Source organism: Brevibacillus centrosporus (assembly GCF_003710815.1).
Taxonomy (GTDB): domain Bacteria; phylum Bacillota; class Bacilli; order Brevibacillales; family Brevibacillaceae; genus Brevibacillus; species Brevibacillus centrosporus.
The window spans coordinates 1-3,074 of sequence record NZ_RHHP01000027.1 but is presented as its reverse complement, the minus strand read 5'-3'; the positions used below and the strand labels follow the sequence as shown (position 1 = coordinate 3,074).

The 3,074-nt window shown below is 54.7% G+C and carries 1 rRNA gene; it reads left to right on the top strand.

Annotation, left to right across the window (positions count from 1 at the left end):
* Window positions 1-2: 2 nt before the first annotated feature.
* Window positions 3-2,964, top strand: a 23S ribosomal RNA gene (locus tag EDM55_RS20650).
* Window positions 2,965-3,074 lie beyond the last annotated feature (110 nt).

Genomic DNA, 3,074 nt, shown 5'->3' with positions numbered 1-3,074 from the left:
GTGGTTAAGTTACTAAGGGCACACGGTGGATGCCTTGGCGCTAGGAGCCGAAGAAGGACGCAGCGAACTGCGATAAGCCTCGGGGAGCGGTAAGCACGCTTTGATCCGGGGATCTCCGAATGGGGCAACCCACCATTCGTAATGGAATGGTATCCTTCACTGAATACATAGGTGATGAGAAGGCAGACCCGGTGAACTGAAACATCTAAGTAGCCGGAGGAAGAGAAAACAATAGTGATTCCGTCAGTAGTGGCGAGCGAACGCGGAAGAGCCTAAACCGTCGGGTTTACCCGGCGGGGTTGTGGGACGTCTCACTAGGAGTTACAAAAGACTCTTGTAGATGAACAGCTTGGGAAAGCTGACCAGAGAGCGTGACAGTCGCGTAATCTAAACAAGAGTCTCTCCGAGACGGATCCCGAGTAGCGCGGGACACGTGAAATCCCGTGTGAATCTGGCAGGACCATCTGCTAAGGCTAAATACTACCTAGCGACCGATAGTGAACCAGTACCGTGAGGGAAAGGTGAAAAGCACCCCGGGAGGGGAGTGAAATAGTACCTGAAACCGTGTGCTTACAAATAGTCGGAGCCCTATACCACCCACAAAAGTTTTACTTTTGCGGGGCCCGGGACGGGTGACGGCGTGCCTTTTGTAGAATGAACCGGCGAGTTACGGTAGCGTGCGAGGTTAAGTTGAAGAGACGGAGCCGCAGCGAAAGCGAGTCTGAATAGGGCGAAAGTACGCTGCCGTAGACCCGAAACCGTGTGATCTAGCCATGTCCAGGGTGAAGGTAGGGTAACACCTACTGGAGGCCCGAACCCACGCACGTTGAAAAGTGCGGGGATGAGGTGTGGCTAGCGGTGAAATTCCAATCGAACTCGGAGATAGCTGGTTCTCCCCGAAATAGCTTTAGGGCTAGCCTCGGAATGAGAGTCTTGGAGGTAGAGCACTGATTGGGCTAGGGGCCCTCATCGGGTTACCGAACTCAGTCAAACTCCGAATGCCAATGACTTATGTCCGGGAGTCAGACGGTGAGTGCTAAGATCCATCGTCAAAAGGGAAACAGCCCAGACCATCAGCTAAGGTCCCCAAGTATACGTTAAGTGGGAAACGATGTGGAGTTGCCCAGACAACCAGGATGTTGGCTTAGAAGCAGCCACCATTTAAAGAGTGCGTAATAGCTCACTGGTCGAGTGACTCTGCGCGGAAAATGTAACGGGGCTAAACGTATCACCGAAGCTATGGCAGTCCTTACGGACTGGGTAGGGGAGCGTTCCAAGCAGCAGTGAAGCCGTACTGGAAAGAGCGGTGGAGCGCTTGGAAGTGAGAATGCCGGTGTAAGTAGCGAAAAGACAAGTGAGAATCTTGTCCACCGAAAGCCTAAGGTTTCCTGGGGAAGGCTCGTCCTCCCAGGGTTAGTCGGGACCTAAGCTGAGGCCGAAAGGCGTAGGCGATGGACAACAGGTTGATATTCCTGTACCACCTCTGTTCCGCTTGAGTGAGTGGCGTGACGCAGGAGGATAGGGTGAGCGGCCTACTGGATGGCCGTCCAAGCAGCAAGCCTGGTGTGTAGGCAAATCCGCACACCATAAGGGCAAGCTGTGATGGCGAGGGAAATTTAAGTACCGAAGTCCCTGATTTCACACTGCCAAGAAAAGCGTCTAGCGAGGAACAAGGTGCCCGTACCGCAAACCGACACAGGTAGGCGAGGAGAGAATCCTAAGGTGCGCGGGATAACTCTTGCTAAGGAACTCGGCAAAATGGCCCCGTAACTTCGGGAGAAGGGGCGCCTCGGTAGGGTTAATAGCCCGAGGGGGCCGCAGTGAAAAGGCCCAAGCGACTGTTTAGCAAAAACACAGGTCTCTGCGAAGCCGCAAGGCGAAGTATAGGGGCTGACGCCTGCCCGGTGCTGGAAGGTTAAGGGGATGGGTTAGCGCAAGCGAAGCTTTGAACCGAAGCCCCAGTAAACGGCGGCCGTAACTATAACGGTCCTAAGGTAGCGAAATTCCTTGTCGGGTAAGTTCCGACCCGCACGAAAGGCGTAACGACTTGGGCGCTGTCTCGGCAAGAGACCCGGTGAAATCATAATACCTGTGAAGATGCAGGTTACCCGCGACAAGACGGAAAGACCCCATGGAGCTTTACTGTAGCCTGGTATTGGAACTTTGTGCATCATGTACAGGATAGGTGGGAAGCTGAGAAGCAGGGGCGCCAGCCTCTGTGGAGCTGTCGGTGGGATACCACCCTTGATGTACGGAGTTTCTAACTCGTCGCCCTTATCGGGCGAGAGGACCATGCCAGGTGGGCAGTTTGACTGGGGCGGTCGCCTCCCAAAAGGTAACGGAGGCGCCCAAAGGTTCCCTCAGAATGGTCGGAAATCATTCGTAGAGTGTAAAGGCAGAAGGGAGCTTGACTGCGAGACCTACAAGTCGAGCAGGGACGAAAGTCGGGCTTAGTGATCCGGTGGTTCCGCATGGAAGGGCCATCGCTCAACGGATAAAAGCTACCCTGGGGATAACAGGCTTATCTCCCCCAAGAGTCCACATCGACGGGGAGGTTTGGCACCTCGATGTCGGCTCATCGCATCCTGGGGCTGAAGTAGGTCCCAAGGGTTGGGCTGTTCGCCCATTAAAGCGGTACGCGAGCTGGGTTCAGAACGTCGTGAGACAGTTCGGTCCCTATCTGTCGCGGGCGTAGGAAGTTTGAGGAGAGCTGTCCTTAGTACGAGAGGACCGGGATGGACGCACCGCTGGTGCACCAGTTGTCACGCCAGTGGCACAGCTGGGTAGCTATGTGCGGACGGGATAAGCGCTGAAAGCATCTAAGCGTGAAGCCCCCTCCAAGATGAGACTTCCCACAGCGCAAGCTGGTAAGACCCCTCATAGACGATGAGGTTGATAGGTTCGGTGTGGAAGCGTGGTAACACGTGGAGCTGACGAATACTAATCGGTCGAGGACTTATCCACACTCTTAGCAAACATGCAGATCCAGTTTTGAAGGTGCGAATCCTTCAAACGTTCCTCGGTAGCTCAGTTGGTAGAGCAATCGGCTGTTAACCGATCGGTCGGCGGTTCGA